This window comes from Myxococcus llanfairpwllgwyngyllgogerychwyrndrobwllllantysiliogogogochensis, from assembly GCF_006636215.1.
In the GTDB taxonomy this organism is placed as follows: domain Bacteria; phylum Myxococcota; class Myxococcia; order Myxococcales; family Myxococcaceae; genus Myxococcus; species Myxococcus llanfairpwllgwyngyllgogerychwyrndrobwllllantysiliogogogochensis.
This window is the reverse complement of the sequence record NZ_VIFM01000005.1, coordinates 70,134-83,455: the sequence shown is the minus strand read 5'-3', so window position 1 is coordinate 83,455 and position 13,322 is coordinate 70,134. Positions and strand designations below refer to the sequence as shown.

General features: G+C 69.9%; 10 protein-coding genes. 5 read left to right on the top strand and 5 right to left on the bottom strand.

Going from position 1 to position 13,322, the window contains the following annotated elements; genetic code table 11:
• Positions 1-14 precede the first annotated feature (14 nt).
• Positions 15-2,456, bottom strand: coding sequence for a DEAD/DEAH box helicase (locus FJV41_RS02265; protein ID WP_141640720.1), 2,442 nt, complete (start codon positions 2,454-2,456; stop codon positions 15-17).
• A gap of 68 nt (positions 2,457-2,524) precedes the next feature.
• Here FJV41_RS02265 and FJV41_RS02260 point away from each other — a divergent pair, with 68 nt between their 5' ends.
• Both FJV41_RS02260 and FJV41_RS02255 read left to right on the top strand, forming a co-directional pair.
• Complete coding sequence (locus FJV41_RS02260; RefSeq protein ID WP_141640719.1) at positions 2,525-3,637, top strand: RNA polymerase factor sigma-32; 1,113 nt, start codon at positions 2,525-2,527, stop codon at positions 3,635-3,637.
• Between the two features lie 76 nt (positions 3,638-3,713).
• Positions 3,714-4,283: a hypothetical protein gene (locus tag FJV41_RS02255; protein WP_141640718.1), complete on the top strand. Its 570-nt coding sequence runs from the start codon at positions 3,714-3,716 to the stop codon at positions 4,281-4,283.
• Positions 4,284-4,302: 19 nt separating this feature from the next.
• Here FJV41_RS02255 and FJV41_RS02250 read toward each other — a convergent pair whose 3' ends face one another.
• From FJV41_RS02250 to FJV41_RS02235, 4 genes are all read right to left on the bottom strand, one after another.
• Complete coding sequence (locus FJV41_RS02250) at positions 4,303-5,871, bottom strand: beta-ketoacyl synthase N-terminal-like domain-containing protein (RefSeq protein WP_141640717.1); 1,569 nt, start codon at positions 5,869-5,871, stop codon at positions 4,303-4,305.
• Between the two features lie 24 nt (positions 5,872-5,895).
• Complete coding sequence (locus FJV41_RS02245; RefSeq protein WP_141640716.1) at positions 5,896-7,365, bottom strand: DUF6250 domain-containing protein; 1,470 nt, start codon at positions 7,363-7,365, stop codon at positions 5,896-5,898.
• Between the two features lie 93 nt (positions 7,366-7,458).
• On the bottom strand, positions 7,459-8,169 hold the full coding sequence (locus tag FJV41_RS02240) for a hypothetical protein (protein WP_141640715.1): 711 nt from the start codon (positions 8,167-8,169) through the stop codon (positions 7,459-7,461).
• Between the two features lie 72 nt (positions 8,170-8,241).
• Positions 8,242-8,505 carry a molecular chaperone DnaJ gene (locus FJV41_RS02235; RefSeq protein WP_141640714.1) on the bottom strand — a complete coding sequence of 88 codons (264 nt, stop codon included), beginning with the start codon at positions 8,503-8,505 and terminating at the stop codon, positions 8,242-8,244.
• A 57-nt stretch (positions 8,506-8,562) separates the two neighbouring features.
• On the opposite strand from FJV41_RS02235, the gene FJV41_RS02230 reads away from it, so the two are divergent.
• The 3 genes from FJV41_RS02230 to FJV41_RS02220 all read left to right on the top strand — a co-directional run bounded on the left by FJV41_RS02230 (position 8,563) and on the right by FJV41_RS02220 (position 13,290).
• The gene (locus tag FJV41_RS02230) at positions 8,563-9,321 is read left to right on the top strand and encodes a DUF4159 domain-containing protein (protein WP_141640713.1); all 759 of its coding nucleotides are present in this window, start codon (positions 8,563-8,565) and stop codon (positions 9,319-9,321) included.
• 27 nt (positions 9,322-9,348) lie between these two features.
• Positions 9,349-11,628, top strand: coding sequence for a glutamine amidotransferase (locus tag FJV41_RS02225; RefSeq protein ID WP_141640712.1), 2,280 nt, complete (start codon positions 9,349-9,351; stop codon positions 11,626-11,628).
• Positions 11,629-11,700: 72 nt separating this feature from the next.
• Positions 11,701-13,290, top strand: coding sequence for a serine hydrolase (locus tag FJV41_RS02220; protein ID WP_141640711.1), 1,590 nt, complete (start codon positions 11,701-11,703; stop codon positions 13,288-13,290).
• Positions 13,291-13,322 lie beyond the last annotated feature (32 nt).

Below are 13,322 nucleotides of genomic sequence, written 5' to 3'. Positions count from 1 at the left end.
GGGAAAACACCGGATTACTTCTTGCGAGCGCGCTCGACCTTCAGCGTGCGCTCACCGTGCTGCTTGCCGTGCGTGGTCTCGAACCCGGCGGCGTCCTCGTCCGCGACGAAGACGTACGCGTAGGTCGGGCGCAGGTCCATCCGCGCGACCTTGCCGGCCGGAGCGCCCGCGGCCTCGAGCGCGGCGGTGACGCCCGCCTCATCCAGCCCGTCCTGCCTGCCCAGGCCCACCCACAGGCGCACCTGGCCCGGCAGGTCCGGCAGCGCCTCGTGACGCGGACGACGCTCCTCGCGCGAGCCGCGCGGGCGGTGCCGCTCCAGCTTCAGCGGCTTGTCGCCGTGCAGCTTGCCGTTGAGCGCCTCGAAGGCCGGAGCGTCCGCCTCGGCCACGTAGGCGTAGCCGTAGGTGGGGCGCAAGAGCGCCTTGAGCACCTTGCCGGCGGGCGCGCCCGCGGCCTCCAGCGCGGCGGGCAGCTTCGCCTCGTCCATGCCGTCATCCATGCCCAGGTTGGTCCACAGCTTCACCTCGCCGGGGCCCGCGTCAGGAGACGGGGGCGGACGGGTGCCGGGCTCGCGCTCGGTGCGCGGCTTGCTCTTCTCCACGCGCAGCGTCTTGGTGCCGTGCTGCTTGCCGTTGAGCGTCTCGAACCCCGGGGAGTCGTCCTCCGCGACGAAGACGTACGCGAAGGTGGGGCGCAGCTCCGCGCGCACCATCTTCCCCAGCGGCGCGCCGGCGTCTTCCAGGGCCGTGGCGATGCTGCCCGGCCCCAGGCCGTCCGCCGTTCCCAGGTTGACCCACAGCTTCACCTCGCCAGGGCCCGCCTCCAGCGCCGCGGCGCCTCGGCTCGCGCCCGGGTCTCTCTCCCGACGGGGCTCGTCACGACGCGGACGGCGCTCGCGGTCCGGGTGCTCCGGGCGGGCCATGGGCTTCTCGCCCCGCTCACGCCGCTCCTCGCGCTCGCGACGCTCACCGCCGCGCTCGCGCTTGTCGTCGCGCCCGCCGCGTCCACGGCCCTCGCTCCGGCTCTCGCTCTTGCGCTCGGGCGCGGGCTCGCGGCGCTCGGTCTCCTGGGCCTGCTGGGCCTTCTCCATGCGCATGCGGCTGAAGAAGTACTTGAGCAGGAAGGCGACCAGGTCGTCCGCGTTCGGCTTGTTCTTCAGCTGCGCGGCCAGGGGCAGGAAGCCCTCGAAGATGGAGGAGCCGGAGGCCTCCTGGATTTCGCGCACGTGGCGCTCCGTCCACAGACGCATCGCCTCCTCGGGCGCGGGCATCTCCTGCTTCTCGAACTTGATGCCGTACTTCTTCTCCAGCACGGTGTACGTCGCCAGCTCGCGCCCGGAGAAGAGGTTGATGGCGGTGCCCTTGTTGCCGATGCGGCCGGTGCGGCCGACACGGTGCAGGTACACGGCCGGGTCCTCGGGCAGCGAGTAGTTGATGACGTACTCGAGGCCGGAGATGTCGATGCCGCGCGCCGCGATGTCCGTGGCGACCATGAAGGCCACCTCGCCGCGCTTCACCTTGCCCATCACCCGCTCGCGCTCCTTCTGCGGCAGGTCTCCGTTGAGCAGCTCCGCGTCGAAGCCGTTGCGGTTGAGCACCGCGGTCACCAGCGCCGTGTCATCCCGCGTGTTGCAGAAGATGATGGCGTTGGGCGGCTCCTCCTTCTCCAGGATGTAGATGAGGTTGCGCGGCTTGGGGAAGGCGTCCGACACGTCGTAGCGGACGTGGTGGATGTGCTCCACCGTGAAGACGTCGCCGGACAACAGCAGCGTCTCCGCGTTCGTCGTGTACCGGGCGATGAGGTTCTGGATGTCCGTGGGGACGGTGGCGCTGAAGAGCAGCACCTGACGCGCCTTCGGAAGACGGTCGAGGATGCGGGTGACTTCCTCGTAGAAGCCCTGGTTGAGCATCTCGTCGGCTTCGTCCAGCACCGCGTGGTCGCAACCGTCCAGCTTCAGGTTGCCCCGGTTGATGTGGTCGAACACCCGGCCCGGCGTGCCGACGATGATGGGCGTGCCCTCCTCGAACGCGTCCTCCTGCTGCTTCATGGAGGCGCCGCCGTAGATGGCCGCCACCTTCACGCCCTTGTTCTTGCCCAGGGACCGCAGCTCGTCCGCCACCTGCATCGCCAACTCGCGCGTGGGGCAGAGGATGAGGGCGCGCACGCGCTTCTCGTCCGCGGGAATCTTCTCCAGCAACGGCAGGCCGAACGCGGCCGTCTTACCGGTGCCAGTCTTGCTGCGGACAATCAGGTCCTTGCCCTCCATCACCGGCCGGAACGCCCGGGCCTGGACAGGGGTGGGATGGGTGTAGCCGCGCTCCGCCAGCGCGCGGCGGAGGGGCTCTGACAGGTTCATTTCGTCGAAGCCGATGTCCGCGATGTATTCGGCGGGACGGGTCGGGGCTTCTTCGGTGGCCGGGCTGCCCGGCGCGGTGGGCTCTTGGATGTCGCTCATCAAGCAGGGGCATAGCTCCTGCATTACCCTCTGGCAACAATCGCGGCACTTTGGGGTATGGAGCGCCCATGGCGAGTGGAGGGAAAAGAACCAAAGGAACGACTTCCCGGCCCCGTGCGAAGCGGGCGGCGGGCAGCGCGCCCGCCCAGGCGGAGGTCGTCGAGGCGGAGGTGGAGGAGCCAGGGGCCCAGACAGCGTCGGACCCGGATTCCTTGGAGCCGGACGTGGCCGAGCTGGTTGACGCGGAGCCCGAGGTGGAGGTGGTCAGGCCCGTGCCCTCCCGGGCCCTCGTCAAGTCGAGCGAATCAGCGCTCTCCAACCGGGACCCCCTCCAGGCCTACATGACGGAGGTGCAGCGCCACCCCCTGCTGACGCGCGAGGAGGAGCTGGAGCTGTCGCGCCACTACCGCGACACGGGCGATGTGCGCACCGCCTACCGGCTGGTGGCCTCCAACCTGCGGCTCGTGGTGAAGCTGGCCCACGAGTACCACCGCAACCCGCTTTCCCTGTTGGACCTGGTCCAGGAGGGGAACATCGGGTTGATGCAGGCGGTGAAGAAGTACGACCCGGAGCGGGGCGTGAAGCTGAGCAGCTACGCGGCCTGGTGGATTCGGGCGTACATCCTTCGCTACATCATGGACAACTGGAAGATGGTGAAGCTGGGGACGACGGAAGCCCAGCGGAAGCTCTTCTTCAAGCTGCGCCAGGAGCAGGACAAGCTCGTCGCCCAGGGCTTCGAGGCCAGCCCCAAGCTGTTGGCGGAGCGGCTCAACGTCACCGAGCAGGACGTGGTGGAGATGGACCAGCGGCTCGGCCACGACGAGCTGTCCATCGACGCGCCGCTGGGCGGGGACGACGAGGGCTCCCGAGGCACCCGCGCGGACCGCTACCTGCCGTCGGGCGCCATCCCCGCCGACGAGCGACTGGGCGCCGAGCAGCTCAAGGCCCTGTTCCGCGAGAAGCTCGCCGAGTTCTCCCGCACGCTGGAGGGCAAGGAGCGCTTCATCTTCGAGAACCGCCTCACCTCCGACGAGCCGCTGACGCTCCAGGACATCGGCGACAAGTACGGCGTCAGCCGGGAGCGCGCGCGGCAGATAGAGGCGGCGCTCATCCAGCGGATGCGCGAGTTCATGCGTGAACACATCCCCGACTTCGACCTGGTGGCGTCGCCCAAGGCCTGAGGGGCGGGAGCGCGCGGCGAGGGCGGGGAGCGCTATGCTGCCCGCTGTCGTCACCGCTTCCTCCTGGGGGTTCTCCATGGGCCGCATCTTCCGCGCCTCGGGCGTGTGTCTCGTCGTCGCCGCGTTGCTGACGCTTGTGGGTTGTGCTGGCTCGCTTCGGCAGAACTACCTGCGCGACAAGGCGGCGGACCATGTCTACCGACGGCCGCTGCCGGACTTCTGGCCCGACGTGAAGGCGCTGCTCAAGGAGCAGGGCTACTCGTGGAAGGAGATGCCGGGCCGCTTCGTGCTGGAGACGGAGTGGCGCGACTCCGGAGGCGGCACCCTGGGGCCCACCTCCTCCTCGCGCTTCCTCGTCGAGGGCCTCACGCTCAATTCCGGGGGCGCCATCCTCCGGGTGATGCGGGGCAACCGGGTGGCCCAGAACATTGGCGTGGGCAACGTGGACCAGCGAATCGCCACCGGCGGCTCGCAGCGCGCCCAGGAGGAGCAGGCCCAGGCCCGCCTCGACTCCACCACCAGCGGCGTGCTGCCCACCCAGCAGAACTACGCGCGCGACTTGGAGCTGGAGCTGATGTTGCTCCAGCGAATCGACCCGGCGTCGGCCGCGAAGCTGGAGGCGGACGCGGTGAGCGCCCACCCCTGAGCCTCGCGGCGGCGCGGCGTCACTTCTTCCAGGGCCGGGAGATGACGCAGGCGTTGATGCCGCCCACGCCCATGGACAGCTTGCCCGCGCAGCCAGCGGGCGCCGCGACGGCCTCGTCGAACACGAAGCGGCCGTGGACGCGGGAAATCTGCTGGTTGAGTTCCTTGGGCTTCAGCGGCGTGGGGAACACCTGCCCGCGCCCGTAGCCCAGGTACTGCGCCGTCAGCTCCCAGCCGCCGCCCGCGGACATGCCGTGGCCGAACGTGCCCTTGCGCGCGGTGATGAGCACCGACGCGGGCAGCACGTCCCGCAGGTTCTGCACCTCCAGGTAGTCACCCGGGGTGGCGGTGGCGTGCAAGTCCCAGCTCCCCACGTCGTCGGCCGAGCAGCCCGCGGCGGCCAGCGCCTCGCGGATGGCCAGGGTGGGGCCTTCCTTGGACGGGGTGATGATGTGGTCCGCGTCCGCGGTGACGCCCACGGAGACGGGCTCCATGCCCAGCGGCTTGAAGCCCTTGGACGTGAAGTAGTCGTAGTCGCCCAGCACCCAGACCACCGCGCCTCCCGCGATGTGCGTGCCGCGCAGCGCGGTGAGGGGCTTGGAGATGGCGGCGTCGGCGGAGATGACGCGGGCGTTGTAGAAGCCGCCCACGACGAGCGGGTTGGGCGCCGCGTCCGTCATGCCCATGACCACGGCCTTCGCCTCGCCCAGCTGGAGCGAGTTCATGGCCAGCTTCAGGCCATAGCCGAAGGACGAGCACGCGGCGACGGGAGCGAACGTCATGCCGGTGATTTGACCCAGCATCGAAATCTGCGAGGCGGGCGTGTTGTGGATGTTCCACAGCACGTTGGAGGAAACGGCGTTCCAGGGCGGCTCCGGCGCGCTCCACTTCTTCTGCAGCCGGGCGTTGCGGGTGCGCTTCTCCTTGATGACGGCAAGCTTCGCGGACTCCACGTCGGCGCCGTCCGGCACGCCGATGGCCTCGATGTCGCGCAGCTCCGCCAGGTACTCGCGCAGCTCCGTGGACTGGGCCGTCCAGAAGTGCCACCACGCGTCCTCGGCCTCGTCGCGGATGCCTTCTTCCACCGACGACGGCTCCGGCGGCAGGCCCGCCAAAGGCTCGCGCGTCTCCAGCCACTTGCGCATCACCGCGTTGCGCTCCGGCGCGGACCAGAAGCGGTCCCACCGGCGCTGGGCGCGGTACAAATCCAGCGAGATGGACTGGATGGTGGGCAGGTCGCCCAGGCCCGTGCCCACGTAGACGTGCGCGCGGGGCCCCAGGGCCTGCAGCTCCTGCTCCAGGCCGGGGTTCTGCGACAGCGACTGGATGAACGCGCCGATGGCGAACTGCGTCGGCTGCCCCATCTTCCGCTCCAGCTGCGAGAAGCGGTTGGCCGGGAAGCGCTCGTCAATCCAGGGCTTGTAGTCGGCCAGCTCGAACTCCGGCGTGCCGACGAGGAAGTTGTCCGGCCCGAAGCCGTTGAAAGGGGACAGCCAGCTTTCGGAGGACGTGAGGTTCCTCTCGAACGCCTCGATGTTCCTGGACCGGGGGGCGACGACGCCCCAGCCGAAGATGCCAACTCTGCGCACGGTGTGACTTTCCTTGGCCGCTACTCAGGGGGCGAGCGGCTCGATCTTCAGATTGTCGAAGTGGACCCGGCTCTTCCAGCCGGAGAAGCCGAAGTACTGATTGCGCGTCCCTTCCAGGGGCGAGGGGTCCTGGAGGGTGAGGAACGGCTGCCCGTCCAGCTCCCAGGAGAGGGTGCCTGCGCGTCGGGTCAGCTTGAAGTGGTGGCGCTTGCCGGGCACCACGGAGGCCCCGTCGCGCGTCACCCGGTCCGGCGTGTGCTCGCTGCGTCGGGCGATGGCCGACTGCGTGTTGCGCCAGCCGCCGAAGATGAACACGTAGCCCGTCGCCGTGTACTGCAGGCGCAGGTCTCCGGCGTAGAAGGAGCGACCGTCACCCCACGCCTCGATCTTGATGTCGCCGTCCGGGCTGTCCGTCCACGCGTCGAACTCAATCGTCGCGTCGCGGGGGATGGGCCGCTTGAGCCACACGGGGCGGTTGTGGACCATCTCCACCACCAGCGCGCCGTCCACCAGCTTCGTGGCGGACGGGTTGGTGACGTTCCACGCGTCTCCCAGCGTGTCGCGGTTGAAGTCGTCCGCGTACGGGCCCGGAGGAATCACCGGCGCGGGGGGCGCGACGCGGGCGGGCAGCCGGTCCGGCGAGTCCACGCGCAGGTTGTCGTAGAAAATCTGGGACTCGAAGCCGGACAGGCCCAGCCGGTCATGGCCCTTGCCCTTGAGGGGACGCGGGTCATCGAACTCCAGGAAGGCTTCTCCGTCGATGCTCCAGCGGAGGAGCGAGCCTCGGCGCTCGATGCGCCAGTGGTACGTGCGGCCGGCCTGCACCGGCGTGCCGCGCGCTTCCACGCGGACGCGGGTGTCGTCCTTGAACACGGAGGCGATGTCCGCGGCGTCCGTCTTCGCGCCGTCGTCCGCCTTGTCACCCTGCGCTCCGGCCTTGCGCGCCGCGCGGCGCTTGAGCGCGTCGATGTTGGGCGCGCCCATGTCCAGCCGGGCCAGCACGGACATCGAGTTGTTGAACCCGCCCTGCACCAGGACGTACCCGGAGCTGGGGTCCACGCCGTTGCCGAAGACCTCCACCCGGATGTCACCCTCGGGCAGCTCCGAGCGCACGTCGAACTCGATGGCCACGTCGTCCGGCAGCGGCGCCTGGAGCCACAGCGGGTTGTTCTTCACGCCCGGTGCCAGGAGCTCGCCCTGAATCACCCGCCAGTAGCCACCCACGGAGAAGAAGTCCCGCTTCACCACGCCCGGGTCCGCGAAGTCCTGGGTGTAGGGCACTGTCGCCGTCACGTCCGCGTCTCCGCGGAACAGGGCGTAGTGGATGAGGGGGAACTGGATGACGAGGACCAGCGCGGCGAGCACGGCCCAGCCCCGGCGCGACATCCCTTCCGGCTTCACCCACGCGGTGCTCGCGGTGGGCTCCTGCCGGGGGGCGGGCTCCGAGGGGGACTCCTGCTTCTTCTCCGACTCCTTGCGCCTGACCTGGCCCATCAATCCTTCGGGGGTTTTCCGGGGGGAAAGGCGGCGGAATGTACGCGCCACGACGCTGGAGGTAAAGCGCGGCCGGCGCCCGTCGGAGGTCGGCTACTTGACCCCCCAACGTTTCTCGAGCGCCCGCTGCTCCGCCTGCCGCAGCTTGGCGCGCTCCTTTTCCCCGCGTTGTTTGTCGGCTTCTTCAGGGGAGGGGCGCATGGCGAGCTGGTACACGGCGCCGGCCACGGCGAACAGGCCGGCGGCGATGATGACGCCCCAGGGCCTGCTGGCCACGGCGGCCACCAGCCCGCCGAACTGGTGCAGCGCCGCCAGCGCGCCGATGACGAGCACCCAGCCGCCCACCGCGGAGGCCACCAGGGCGCTGACCACCCGGTGTAGCAGCGCGCCGACGAGCCCGCCGATGATGAACCCCGGCGCGAAGCCGAGCAGGAAGTCCTGCGGCCCGGCGATCTGCCCGGCCAACAGGCCCAGCGGCACGCCCAGGCCCACGAAGGTGATGGCGGGCGGGAAGAGGAAGCCCAGCGCCAGGAGCACGGCCGCGACGATGGAGGGCGCCCGCGGGTCCAGGTCCGGCAGGCCCAGCTTCGCGGTGACGGCGCCCGTCCACACCAGCCCCAGGAGCGCGCCGATGGGCCCGGCCAGCACCCGGAACACCCGGGGGCCTCCGCCCACCAGCAGCAGCGTCACCCCGGCGACACAGCAGACGATGCCCGCCCACATGGGGAGCAGGCGGTAGATGCCGACCCAGCCCGACGGGTTGAGCTCCTGATAGGCCTTGAGGGCCTGGAGGAGGCCTTCCATGGCTCCAACTCCTTGCATTGCGGCGCACCCGACGTTTGCCCCCAGGGGGCACGAGGGCGCCGACGATGTAGCTTAAGCGTAGCGGGTCAAGGCCAATAGCAGCAGGACGACGAAGACGGCGGCGGCGAGCAGGGCGAAGCCAAAGAGGGCCTTCGGGGTGGCGGTGCGGCGCAGCAGCTCCTCCGCCTCGGCCCGGTCCTCGGGGGTGGGACTGCCCGCCAGCAGACGCTCGGCCTCGCGTCGCGCGCCGGCGACGTCGCCTGCCTCCTTGCGAGCCCAGGCCGCCCGGACCTCGGGAGAGCCGGGCTGCTCGGGCGTCTGTCCGCCTTTTGCCATGGGCCCGCTCTATACCGGGGAATGCGAGTACCCGTCGACGGTATATAGATGCGCTCTATGTCCGTGCGGCGTCTGACCCGTCGAAACCTCCTGCTCGGCTCCGCCGCGCTCGCTCCGTTGCTGGCGGGGCGTGCGCACGCGTTCGGCGAGAAGAACCGCTTCATCCCCGCGGTGGCGAAGCACGGCGGTCGCTGGGATGCGCGGCTGTCCGGCCTGCGGCGAATCGCCTGGGAACTCCAGCGCCGCACGTCCGTGGAGGTGGTGCCGGACGCGCGCCCCTTCGCGCTGAGCAGTCCGGACCTCTTCGAGTACCCCTTCCTCTACTTCGGCGGTGACGGGGCCTTCCCTCCACTCAACGAGGCGGAGGTCTCCAACCTGCGGCGCTACCTGACGTACGGCGGCTTCATGCTGGCGGACGCCAACGACGGCAGCGACGGGGACGGTTTCGACGCCAGCTTCCGTCGGGAGATGGCGCGGGTGCTGCCGCAGAACCCGCTCGCGGAGGTGCCCTCGGGGCACGTGGTGTTCAAGTCCTTCTTCCTGCTGGACGCGGCGCCGGGCCGGCTGCTCAACAAGCCGCAGATGATGGCGGCCAGCCTGGGCAAGCGCGCGGCGGTGCTCTACTCGCAGAACGACGTGGCCGGGGCGTGGAGCCGCAACGAGTCCGGGGACTACGAGTTCGACGTGAGCCCCGGCGGCGAGCCGCAGCGGGAGCTGGCGGTGAGGCTGGGCATCAACGTCTGCATGTACGCCCTCTGCCTGGACTACAAGGACGACGCCGTCCACCTGCAGCTCATCCTCAACAAGCGGCGCTGAAGCACCGGCCCTACGCCAAGAGCCTGGATGAATTCCCCCACCTTCAACGCCTGGAAGCTCGTCAGCCTCTCTCCCCTGCCTTCGTGGGCGCTGGTGTTCCTCGCGCTCGGGTTGCTCCTGGGAGTCGCGCTGGCCGCCTGGGGCGTGCGCCGCGAGCCCTCGCGTGGACGTCGCGTCCTCTTGTGGGCGCTGCGCGTGGGCGCGGGCGTGGCCGCGCTCTTCTTCCTGCTGGAGCCCGGCATCCGGCACTTGCAGGTGGCGCGGATGAAGAACCGCGTCGCGGTGCTGGTGGACCGCTCCGCGTCCATGGGTTTCCCCTCGGAGCCCGGAGGTCCCACGCGCGCCGCGGAGGTGGCCACCTTCCTGGAGAAGGCCTCGCCGGCGCTCGCGGGACTCCAGGACCGCTTCACGGTGGAGATGTACGGGTTCGACCCGGAGCTGGCGCCGGTGACGCCCGCGTCGCTGGCCAAGGAGCCGCCTCGCGCGGGCACCACGGACCTGCTGGCCGCGCTGCGTGCGGCGGCGGGCGCGGGGCAGGGGGCGCGCAAGCTGTCCGGTGTGCTGCTGTTCAGCGACGGCGCGGACAACACGGAGTTGAAGTCGGGCGTGGTGGGCCGGGCTCGCGCGGCGCTGGCGGACCTGGGCGTGCCGGTCTCCACCTTCACCGTGGGCCAGGAGGCGCTGAAGGACCTGTCGATTGAAGGCCTGAAGGTGGATGACTTCGCCTTCGTGCGCAACTCGCTCACCGTGGAGGCGGAGATTCACGGCCGCGGCTTCCGGGGCCGGGAGATTCCCATTGTCCTCAGCCAGGAGGGCAAGACGGTGGCGACCAAGACGGTGCGCCTGGAGACCAACGACGACGTGAAGCCGGTGTCCTTCACCTTCACGCCGGACCAGACGGGGCGCTTCGTCTACACGGTGACGGTGCCCACCTTCCCGGACGAGGCGGTGACGGAGAACAACAGCCGCTCCTTCACGCTGAAGGTCATCCGGGACCGCGTGCGCGTGCTGCTGGTGGTGGGCCGGCCGTCCTGGGACGAGCGCTACCTGCGCGGCCTGTTGAAGCAGGACGCCAACGTGGACCTCATCTCGTTCTACATCCTGCGCACGCTGTCGGATGACCCGGGCGTGGCGAACGAGCGCGAGCTGTCCCTCATCCCGTTCCCCATGGAGGAGATTTTCGACACGAAGCTGGACACCTTCGACGTCGTCATCTTCCAGAACTTCGGGCACGCGGACCCGACGCTCTCCATCGCCGAGTACGAGCGCAACCTGGAGCGCTACATCCACAACGGCGGCGCCTTCGTGATGATTGGCGGCGACAGCGTGCTGGGCGAGGGCCGCGCCACCATGCCCACGCTGATGGAAGCCTTGCCCGTGGCCGCCGCGGGCCCCGCCAACGTGGAGCCCTTCACCGCGCGACTGACGCCGGAGGGCCTGCGCCACCCGGTGACGGCCATCGGCACGGGCGCGTCCAGCACCGAGGCCGCGTGGGGAGAGCTGCCGCCGATTCCGGGCGCCAACCTGACGTATGCGCGCCCTGGCGCCACCGTGTTGCTGGAGCATCCGCATCTCACCGCGAATGGGAAGAACGCGCCGCTCGTCGCCGTCTGGGACTATGGCCGGGGCCGGGCGCTCGTCATGGCCACGGATGCGTCGTGGTACTGGGCCTTCGCCGCGCACCGGGATGGCTCGCCCAGCCGCGCGTATGACCGCTTCTGGGGCAACGCGCTGCGGTGGCTGGTGAGGGACCCGGACCTGACGACGCTGAAGGTGACAGCGGACCCGCCGTCGGTGGAGCCGGGGCGTCCGGTGGCCGTGGTGGTGCAGGCGCGCAGCTCCGACTACCAGCCCGCGCAGGACGCGCAGGTGCGCGTGGAACTGTTCTCGGTGGCGACGCAGAAGCCGGTGGCGGTGCAGACGGGCGCCACGGGGCCGGACGGCGTGGTGCGGCTGGAGTTCGCGCCGCCGGAGCCGGGGCCGTACAAGCTGCTCGCGACGGCGAAGAAGGGCGAGACGGACCTGGGCAAGGGCGAGGACGCGGTGGCGGTGCGCGCCGTGGGGCCGGAGCTGTCGGACGCCTCCGTGCGGCCGGAGTTGATGGAGCAGATCGCCAAGGTGACGGGTGGCAAGGCGTACAAGCTGCCGCAGGACGGGCTGCCGGACATGCCGCTGTTGGACCCTCCGGTGGTGGAGGTGGGGCGCGCGAAGGACCAGCCGCTGTGGGACCGCTGGTACTACCTCGTCGCGCTCATCGGGCTGCTCGGCGCGGAGTGGTTCGCGCGGCGCCGCTTCGGTTACGTCTAGGGGGCGCTGGGGCGCGTCCACGAGGTGGGGTAGACAGGGGCTCTACGACCCGCACCCCATCTCGGAGTCCTCGTGCGTCACGTCCTCGCGCTCCTGCTCGTCTTCCTTCCGCTGTCCCCGACGTTCGCCCAGTCGCTGCCCCCGGACCTGGACGCCACGATTCAGAAGGCGATGAAGACCTTCGACGTGCCGGGCGTGGCCCTGGCCGTGGTGAAGGACGGCAAGGTGGTGCTGTCCAAGGGCTATGGCGTGCGCAGGCTGGGTGACGCTGCGCCGGTGACGGCGGACACGCTGTTTGGCATCGCCTCCAACAGCAAGGCCTTCACGGCGGCGGCGCTGGCGATGCTCGTCGACGAAGGCAAGCTCCAGTGGGACGACCGCGTCGTCGACCACCTGCCGTCGTTCCAGATGTTCGACCCGTACGTCACCCGCGAGCTGACGGTGCGGGATTTGCTCGTCCACCGCAGCGGGCTGGGGCTCGGCGCGGGAGACCTGCTGTACTTCCCGCAGTCCACCTTCACGGAGGACGAGATTGTCTCCAAGCTGCGGCACATCCGCCCGGCGACGAGTTTTCGCAGCCGCTACAACTACGACAACATCCTCTACCTCGTGGCCGGCAAGGTCATCGAGAAGGTGAGCGGCCGGCACTGGCGGGACTTCGTGCGCGAGCGCATCTTCACGCCGGTGGGCATGCGTGACAGCAGCACGCTGTCGAAGGCGCTGCGCGTGGGCAGCAACGTCGCGACGCCGCACGCGAAGGCGGATGGCGTGCTCAAGACCATCCCCGCCATGGGCTTCGACAACAACGCGCCCGCGGCGGCCATCAACTCCAGCGTCAACGACTTGTCGAAGTGGATGCTGACGCAGCTGGCCCGGGGTGTGATTCCCGGCACCGAGGGCAAGAAGCGGCTGTTCAGCGAGGGCCAGTCCCGCGAGATGTGGGCCGCGCAGACGGTGATGACCGTCACCGAGCCCTCCAAGCCCCTGGCGGCACTGCGCGCGAACTTCGCGGCGTATGGACTGGGTTGGTCGCTGCGGGATTACCGGGGCTACAAGCTGGTGGGCCACGGCGGCGCGCTGCCGGGCTACTACTCACGGGTGATGCTGGTGCCGGAGCTGGGGCTGGGCATCGCCGTGCTGACGAACCAGGAGGAGCGCGGCACGATTGAGGTCCCGGTGTGGACGGTGCTGGATGCGTTCATGGGCGCGCCCGCGACGGACTGGGTCGCCGCGTTCAAGGCGGATGACGACGCGAAGAAGGCGAAGGCGGAGGGACAGGTCGCCAGCCTGAAGGAGGGCAGGAAGCCCGAGAGCAAGCCGTCGCTGCCGCTCGAGGCCTACGCCGGGAAGTTCCGCGACGCGTGGTACGGCGACGTGACGCTGACGCGCGAGGCGCAGAAGCTGGTGCTGCGCTTCAGCAGGACGCCCGGCCTCGTCGGCGAGCTGGAGCACTGGCAATACGACACCTTCGTCGCGCGCTGGAAGGACCGCTCGCTCAACGCCGATGCCTTCGTGTCCTTCTCGCTGAAGCCGGATGGCACGGTGGGCGAGATGCGGATGCAGCCTGTCTCGCCGCTCACCGACTTCAGCTTCGACTTCCAGGACCTGCTCTTCACGCCCGTGAAGGAGGCCCCGAGCGCCGTCGCGCTGCCGGTGCACTGAGGTCGGGAGCCGCCCGCCTGGCCGAGATGCCA